The sequence below is a fragment of the Candidatus Binataceae bacterium genome (assembly GCA_035294265.1).
In the GTDB taxonomy this organism is placed as follows: domain Bacteria; phylum Desulfobacterota; class Binatia; order Binatales; family Binataceae; genus DATGLK01.
In genome coordinates this window covers 1-7,650 of the sequence record DATGLK010000079.1, presented here as the reverse complement: position 1 = coordinate 7,650, position 7,650 = coordinate 1, and the positions used below count along the sequence as shown (strand labels likewise).

General features: G+C 60.9%; 8 protein-coding genes. 4 read left to right on the top strand and 4 right to left on the bottom strand.

What is annotated here, in order from left to right; all coding sequences use genetic code 11:
• Positions 1-201: 201 nt before the first annotated feature.
• A complete protein-coding gene (locus tag VKV28_12895; protein HLH77693.1) occupies positions 202-483 on the top strand; it encodes a hypothetical protein in 282 nt (93 codons plus the stop codon).
• A gap of 50 nt (positions 484-533) precedes the next feature.
• Here the strand turns inward: VKV28_12895 and VKV28_12890 are convergent, their stop codons facing one another.
• The 4 genes from VKV28_12890 to VKV28_12875 form a co-directional block, all read right to left on the bottom strand.
• Positions 534-1,334, bottom strand: coding sequence for an alpha/beta hydrolase (locus VKV28_12890; protein HLH77692.1), 801 nt, complete (start codon positions 1,332-1,334; stop codon positions 534-536).
• Positions 1,335-1,713: 379 nt separating this feature from the next.
• Positions 1,714-2,175, bottom strand: coding sequence for a hypothetical protein (locus VKV28_12885; protein HLH77691.1), 462 nt, complete (start codon positions 2,173-2,175; stop codon positions 1,714-1,716).
• Positions 2,172-2,714: an RNA polymerase sigma factor gene (locus VKV28_12880; GenBank protein ID HLH77690.1), complete on the bottom strand. Its 543-nt coding sequence runs from the start codon at positions 2,712-2,714 to the stop codon at positions 2,172-2,174. Before VKV28_12880 ends, VKV28_12885 begins: the two co-directional genes overlap by 4 nt.
• Before the next feature lie 78 nt (positions 2,715-2,792).
• Entirely contained in the window at positions 2,793-4,037 is a 1,245-nt protein-coding gene (locus VKV28_12875) for an efflux RND transporter periplasmic adaptor subunit (protein HLH77689.1), read from the bottom strand.
• A 273-nt stretch (positions 4,038-4,310) separates the two neighbouring features.
• Here VKV28_12875 and VKV28_12870 point away from each other — a divergent pair, with 273 nt between their 5' ends.
• The 3 genes from VKV28_12870 to VKV28_12860 all read left to right on the top strand — a co-directional run.
• Positions 4,311-5,528 (top strand): acyl-CoA dehydrogenase family protein, encoded by a 1,218-nt coding sequence (locus VKV28_12870; protein HLH77688.1) that lies wholly within the window; start codon positions 4,311-4,313, stop codon positions 5,526-5,528.
• Between the two features lie 94 nt (positions 5,529-5,622).
• Positions 5,623-6,837, top strand: coding sequence for an acyl-CoA dehydrogenase family protein (locus VKV28_12865; protein ID HLH77687.1), 1,215 nt, complete (start codon positions 5,623-5,625; stop codon positions 6,835-6,837).
• Positions 6,838-7,194: 357 nt separating this feature from the next.
• Positions 7,195-7,650, top strand: a 456-nt coding sequence (locus tag VKV28_12860) for a hypothetical protein (GenBank protein HLH77686.1), incomplete at its 3' end; no start/stop codon positions are given.

Below are 7,650 nucleotides of genomic sequence, written 5' to 3'. Positions count from 1 at the left end.
AGGCAGATCAGGGCGAGGTGGGCCAGCAGGGACTTGACCCGCGTCATTGGCCCCCGCCTGCACGACGCGGGCTGGAAATGGACTCAGGGTTTTTGCTTGACACAACGAAGGTTATCTTAACGGCTTGCCCCCGGGGCTGGCTATCGCACTGCTCCCGATTGGGTCAGGATACGGCCCACGGGGCTGCTTAAAGGAGTTGAGATGGTCACCTGGAGTCCGCTGATTGGTTTGGCAGTAAGTGCTTCGACCGCGACCACCGACGCGGCTTACGTCCTCTACAATGCCGCCATCGTTTCGCGGCGACGAGTCGCGGCGGCGACCTTGAGCAGCGTGTGGTACCTGCTGGCGGCCTTCGCTGTTATCAGTTACACCAGCAATCCGATCTACGTCCTGTTTGCCGCCGCCGGCTCCTGGGCGGGCGCCTTCGGCGCCGTGAGTTGGCTGGGCCATCGGGACCAGCGCAACGTCAAGCCGATTCGCTGAATCCAAAGAGCCGGCGGGTAGCCCGGCGCGCCGCCCGCAAAAGGCCTCTGTCAGCCCAGAAAATCGATCACAGCGCGCGAAAATTCCGCGGGTTTTTGCTGCTGGATGAAATGGCCGCAATCGTCGATATAATGGACCTTGGAATTGGCGACAAGCTTGTGCTTTTCTTCAGCCATCGCGACGTCGTTGACCTCGTCGTTGCGTCCCCACACGATCAGCATCGGTGCCGTGATATAGGGCAGCCGGCGGGCCAGATGGTAACGCTGGCGGGTTGCCGGGTCGGTCATGTGGCGCATCACTTTACCAAAGGCAGAGGCGACTTCCGGGCGCGACAGATGGGTGACGTACTCTTCCACCAACGGTGCCGCCTGCTCGCCCAGGCTCTTGAGTTTGGCGCTCGCCTGCTTGCGAATCTCTTCGCTGCTGGGAGGCTGAAAATTAACCATATTGGTGAGTGCTCGGGTGGCCATTCCACCGCCGGCCGAATCCACTAGCTTGTCGACTCGCTGCGGGCTTTCGTAGGCCAGCAGATCCGCCAACCATCCACCCATCGAATGGCCCACGATGTGGCTTTTCTTAAGCCCCATCACGTCCTGGAACTCGCGGATGAAATCGACCAGGTAGGCGAAGGAAAATTCCCGGTCCAGCGGATCACCCAAACCCCAGTTGAGGCAATCCACCGCCAGGCAGCGATAACGCTCGGCCAGCGCCGGCAGCACCGGGAGCCAGTTGTCGGCGTTAGCCAGATAGCCGGCGCCATGGATCAGGATGACAGGCGCGCCGCTGCCGGCCTCGATGTAACGGGTACGGCCGTGGCTTAAGTTAGCGTATTCATATTTGAGATTGGGCACGACGATTCTCCTGTGCGAACTGCTGAGGTCAGATCTAAGCTGCCTTGGCAGCGGCCGTCAACGGCGTCTGCGTTTGGGTGGGCGCAGCTTTGGTCCGCCCGGCCCCGACAATGAGCAAAACGGGCACGCCTTTTTCGGGCGTATAAAGTATTTCACCCGTCCTTGGCCCTGATAGATGCCACTCTAGAAACGCTGTCTTAGTCCGGGGAAGTCGAAGGGCAATTTAGAGAAATTTCCAGCCGACGATGGCTCCGGTTGCGATTAGCGCAACGGCAATTAGATAGGATTCGATCATCGCTGGCGTGGCATCATGCGGGTCGTTATCCACTGCGCCGAGGGAACGGCGCGGTCGCCACTCCGCCCAGGCAGTGTTGGGCGGTTAATTGACGCCCTCGCTTTGGCCCGCGATGGTGAAATCGGGCCCGGCATCGACCGGCGTCAGCAAGTCGTCCATCGAGGAGGTGTAAGAGGCGGCGGCCACATTATCGTCGTCATCCACCACCAGTGGGGTGGTATAGTCGACTTGCTGCTGGCTGGCCATCGTTGGCCCTTGCGAATTGAGCGACAACCCGCTCAGGCCGGTCAGGCGGCCGCAAAAGAAGGCTCCAATTACCAGTGCCGCGGCCAGCGACCAGCGCCACAACGGCATGATGGCGGTAGCATGCTCGAGCGGTAGCGCCGGAGGCCGTTGGAGCGCGCTCACGATGTTGCTCAGGTCTTCTTCCAAGCGCCGGTAACGACGGGCGCAAGTCAGGCAGCCTCCCAGATGGGCGCGCTGGGCGGGCTTGCCTTCGCCAGTGTGAATTTCCAATAAAGACTGATCGTCGAGACAGTGGTTCATTTTTGCTCCAGCGCCTGGCGCAGATGCCTGACTGCACGAAAGAGATGAGTTTTGACGCTGCCCGCACTGATTCCCAAAGATATCCCAGTCTCCTCGGTTGACCATCCCTCCATACAGCGTAAGACGAAAACTTCTCGCTGTTTGGTCCGCAATTTTGCCAAACTGGCCCAGATTCGCACCCGTTGTTCACGGTCGGAGGCCTGATCCTCGGTTGACCACAGGCTACGTTCGGCCTCCAAATCGGTAATTTCGACGTTGCGGTTGCGCCGCTTCCACCAAGCCGAACGTTGACGGTCGCGGCAGGCATTGACCGCCACTCGCACCAGCCACGCTTCCCACACATCGGGAATGCGCTGGGTGCGCAACTGCTCGAAGGCGCGCAGAAAAACCTCCTGGGCCACGTCCTGAGCTTCTTCGCTGTCGCGCAGCAGCAAGCGGCACAGGCCAACTACCCGAGCCTGATAGGCGCGATGAAGCCGCTCGTACTCGCTCCATACCTGACTTTTGGCCGATGTCTCTTCGTGCCGATCAGACGACATACTGCTTAGACGCAGTGCGCTGGAATTCGGTTGACAGCCGTAGCGCCAGTTTTTATGACGCGCGCTCGGGTGGGGGGGTTAATGACCATGGAAGGGACCAAAAGGCGCGTGGCCGCGCTGGCGGCTGGTCTGCTGCAGTTCATCGGTGACCACTCGCTCGCCTACATGCAGGGTGCTGTCGAGCACCGCAACCTGGGTACCGTCATCCAGTCCGCGCCGAATATGGACTGGAGTCAGACGTGTCCCCTGTTTGACCCACACTATCGCTTGGCTGGAGTCGATATCGCTGTCTTGCGCGTCTGCGGCGTTATTGGCGGTATTAAGGAAGCCTTGGGGTGAAAAGCGCAAGGCCTGCAGGGGCACGCGTAGAACCCCATCGATCCGGTCGATGACAATAGTGACGTTGGCGGTCATGCCCGGCTTGAGCAGCATCTCGGGGTTGGAAACGTCGACTACCACATCGTAAGTAACGACGTTTTGCACGGTAATCGGGGCTTGCCGCACTTGAGCGACCGTTCCGTGAAACGTCCGCCCCGGGTACGCATCAACCGTGAAAAAGGCGGCCTGACCCTTGCGCACCCCGCCGACGTCCGATTCGCTCAGGCTGGTATCGACCTGCATCTTGGTCAGGTCCTTGGCAACCAGAAACAATACCGGAGTTTGGAAACTGGCAGCCACGGTTTGTCCCATGTCGATATTGCGCGAAACCACGGTACCGTCAACCGGCGAAACGATATTGGTGTAACTCAGGTTAAGCTCTGCTTGGCGTAAATTAGCCTCTTGCTGCTGGACTGCAGCCTTGGAAAGGGCAACTTGAGCACGCGCCTGATTATAGGTGTTTACTTGGCTGTCGAACTGATCGGTGGAGATCACCTTCTCCTTCAACATTTCCTGGTCGCGGACATAGGTTAGGGCCTGATAAGCCAGATTGGCCTGGTCCTTTTCCAGTTGCGCCTTGGCGTTGGCCAGCGCGGCCTTGGACAGAGCAACCTGCGCGGCGAAGGGACGCGGGTCGATCTTGGCCATCAATTGATTGGCTTTGACCGCCGAATTGAAGTCCACGTAGAGCTGCACCACTTTTCCCGAAACATAAGTACCAACTTGAACCGTGGTGACCGGATTGACGGTGCCGGTAGCGGTGACGCTTTTTATCACCGCACCGCGGCTGACCATCGCGGTAACGTAGCGCGCGGGGAGGGGACGCTGATGCCAGTATAATGCACCGATTATCGCCAGCACGACCGGGGCGATAAGCCAGCGGGTTAGCGATGCCGTGCGTTTGCGCAAACTATTTCGGCGTCCATCGGCGCGCTGGAATTCCACACTATCTCTAGCATATCGGCGATCCGATACCATGCCACTGGTCGTGTTCCAAATAGACGTTGGCGGGGCGGCTGGAGTTGACGTCCGCTCACCAGTTACAGGTTCCTGTGCGGCAGAACTCCAGCGAATCCACTGTGCGCAGGCGCCAAGTCCCTACCCTGCCAAAGGCGAGGGTTTTTAAGGAGGTGGCCTTTTTGGGTATACTAGCGCCCGGCGTTTAGCTGGCCGGCAATGTGGTCCGTGGTGGCCACTTTTCCGAGGGGCTGAATAGGTATGATAAACAGCGCAGGGGCTGATTCCACGCAAGAATCACAGGAATTAACCAATAGCGAGCGGCTGGCGCGTTTGTCGGCACGTGCGCGCGAGTTGATTCCAGTGCTGCGCGAGCGAGCGCCGCGCGCCGAACAGATACGCCAGGTCCCGGAGGAAACTATCCGCGACTTCATCGAAGCCGGCTTCTTCAAAATTCTTCTGCCCCGGCGCTATGGCGGCTTCGAGCTAGATTTTGGTACCGCCCAGATCCAGATCGCGGGAGAATTGGGACGCGGCTGCGGCTCCAGCGCCTGGGTTTGCACCGTGCTCGCGGTCCAGGGCTTTCTGAGCGCCATGTTCTCGCGCCAAGCTCAGGATGAGGTCTTCGAGTCGCCCGACAACTTGGTCTGCTGCTCCTATCGCGGCGAGCGGAGTCAGATCGAACCGGTGCCTGGGGGGTATCGCATCAGTGGCCATTGGAAGTTCGCCAGCGGGGTGGATGCCTCGCAATGGGCCCTGCTGGGAGGTGCAATCCGGCGCGCTACCGGACCTGAGATCGTGTGGTTTCTCGCGCCCGCGCGCGATTACGAGGTGCGTGACGAATGGTTTACCACCGGGCTTAGGGCGACCGGCAGCAAGGATATAATCATGAACGGGCGTTTCGTGCCCGAGCATCGGGTCACGCCCTTGCGCCTATTGGCCGAGGGAAAGGGGCCGGGCGCGGCAGTCAATCCCTGTCATATCTATCGGCTGCCGGTCCTGGGCACGATCGCGATGAACCTGAGCACAGCGGCGTTAGGAATCGCGCAAGGGGCGGTGGACGTGTATTGCGCGCAGGCGCGCGCGCAAAAGCCGGGTCTTGGGGGCGTGCGGCGGGCCGATATCGAAGCCAACCAGTTGCAGATCGCCGAGGCTGCGGCCTCGGTGGATTGCGGACGTGCCTTGCTCCGGGCCGACGCGGCGCAAATGAATGATACCTTGCGCACGGGCGCAGCGCTCAGCGCTGAGCAGCGCAGCCGCTTCCGGCGCGATGTCGCTTTTGTTGGCGCGCAATTCGTGCACGCGGTCGATATCCTGCAGAACATCAACGGGGCTCATGGGATTTTCGACGGCAATCCGATTCAGCGGGCATTCAACGACTTGGTCGCGATGCGCACCCATGCCGGTTTGCAATGGCGCCCTGGGGGGCTGAACTGGGGACGTGTCGCACTGGGCTTGGAGCCCACGCTGGAATTGTAACCTTGGCGGGCCGCGGCAAAAGGATGCAGCCGTCAAACGCGTGCCGGCCGTTGAATGGCGTGTTGCGCCTTTGGCCGGTGGGCGGGTGAAGCCGATGGAGATCTCAGCGAATAACGCCACTTCCGCTTCCAAGCAGTCAGCCCATGGCGCGCAGCTCGAAAGCCTCATCGCGCGCGCTCGCCAGTTAAGCCCCATACTGCGCCAACGTGCGCCCGCGGCCGAGGCCCTGCGTCGGCTGCCGGACGAGACTGCCCGAGATTTCAGCGAAGCCGGCTTCTTCAAGATTTTTCAGCCGGCCCGCTATGGTGGTTACGAGTTGGATTACGGGCCCACGCAATTGTCGCTTGGCAATGAATTGGGACGCGGTTGCGGCTCCAGCGCCTGGGTCTTCTCGGTGGTCGCCTGCCATTCATGGATCCTGGGTATGCTCTCCCCCGAGGTCCAGGACGAAGTCTGGGGCGAGTCGCCTGAGGCCTTGTTGGGCAGTGCGTTTGCGCCGGAGCAATGCGAGTTGAGCGTGGTGACCGGAGGCTACCGCCTGTCCGGACGCTGGCGTTTTTCCAGCGGTATCGATCTGGCGCAATGGGTGATTTTGGGGGCGCCGATGGCGCATGGCACTCCTCCCGACGCGCTGTGGTGCGTCCTGCCGCGCTCGGACTATGAGATCGTCGATACTTGGCACGCCAGTGGCCTGCGCGCCACCGGCAGCAACGACGTAAGCGTCAGCGATGCCTTTGTCCCAGCCCATCGCACCGCGCTCTTGAGCGCGCTGGCCGCCGGCCGCGGTCCAGGTACGGCAATCAATGACTGCCATATTTACCGCCTACCCTTGTGGCACGTGTTTTCCTACAACTTGATCGCGCCCGCCTTCGGGATTGCGCGCGGCGCGCTTGAAGACCTGACTGCGCGGGCGCGCCGCCAACCACCCTCCCAACTCGGACGTGCCCGACTCGTCGATAGCGAGGTCGTGCAACTCCAGATTGCCGAGGCTGCGGCGCTTATCGACAGTGCTGAAGCCCTGGTTACGAGCAACGCCCTTGAATTCAACGATCGAGCTCGCCGGGGTGATACGCTTGAAGCCGAGATGAGCGCGCGAATTCGGCGCGATGTAGCCTTCGCCGGCTTGGCCTGCATGCGGGCGGTCGATCTGATCAACTACCTTAACGGAGCTCACGGCTTGACCGACACCAACGTCGTTCAGCGGGCCTTCCGCGACATTCACGCGATTAATACCCATTTTGGGATGCAATGGCGTACCGGCGCGTTGGAGTTTGGCCGGCGCGCGCTGGGTGCTACGTCGGCCCGCTAGCTCGCTCTTGCAAGGAATTTCTCCGCTATGCTCGCGCAGGGTCATGACCCCTAGGCTGAGCTGGCTGAGACGTCAGCGGGTTAAAAATCCAGACTCCCAATTTCTCCTGCTTGCTGCAGCCCTAACATTTCGGTTCCCGCCATCAGCCGCGGTCGGCTCGCAGCTTGATCCGTACAGGGCTTACTTGATTTCGGGTTTTTTGAATGTTATCCATGGCTGCGGCTATCTGTTGCGAAATATGACGGGCCTAAGGTCGCAGCGGGCTTGGAACCGCGGTTCCAGCAAAATTAGGCCCAATGCTGCGGGGATATCCGCCCAAGGGTCAGGGCGGACGCGTGTCTGCCATCTTCAAACGAAATGTTACATAGCGATATGCCGGTAGTGATCAGGCGACCAGGCCTTGGACTGGTTGTGGTGGTGGGTCTTGGTCTGCTGGGTTGGTGGTTCGCCATGGCCGGCGCGGTCCGAGCCCAAACCGCCGCTGATATGCAGCAGGCGTGCGCTCAGATCGCAGCGGAGCACCTAGCCCCTTATCAAATCCAAGAGATGGGACCTGCGCTGGGCTTGACCGTCGACCAGCTCAACGAGCTCCTGCAATGCGTGGGAGGGGAGCCTCTTCCGACCCCTACCCCACTGGGCCAGGGCGAATTCAGCGCCCCATCGCCGACTCCGGCTCCCAACATGATGAGCGGTTATGGGAACAGCGGGAACGGTTTTACTGGGTCAGCCAACGGCGGGCCCGGTGCAGGCAACTGGGCTAACGGCATGCCTGCAGTGGGGATGCCAGCTGCGGTGCCGGTGATGCCGGGAGGG